We start from the raw sequence: 246 nt of genomic DNA, 5'->3' as shown, positions 1-246 counted from the left end.
CTGCTGATCGGCGGCGAACTCGCGCTGCCGATCCATCACAATCTGCTCACGCTCAACGGCGGGCTGGCCGGTGTGACGCGCGTGTGCGCGCATGCGCAGGCGCTTGCGCAGTGCCAGCGCTGGCTGGCCACGCACGCGCCGCATGTCGAGCGCCAGGCTGTGTCGAGTAACGCCGAAGCCGCACGCATGGCGGCGGAAGATCCGACCATCGCGGCCATCGCGGGCGACCGCGCGGCAACGCAATAC

General features: G+C 70.3%; 1 protein-coding gene. It reads left to right on the top strand.

Translation table 11 applies throughout. The features are described from left to right. A partial coding sequence (locus SB753_RS40165) for a prephenate dehydratase domain-containing protein (RefSeq protein ID WP_410805564.1) occupies nt 1-246 on the top strand: 246 nt, incomplete at both ends.

This window comes from Paraburkholderia sp. SIMBA_053 (assembly GCF_046534895.1).
Classification (GTDB): Bacteria; Pseudomonadota; Gammaproteobacteria; order Burkholderiales; family Burkholderiaceae; genus Paraburkholderia; species Paraburkholderia caledonica.
The sequence above is the reverse complement of the archived record's forward strand: the minus strand, read 5'-3'. Positions and strand labels throughout refer to the sequence as shown.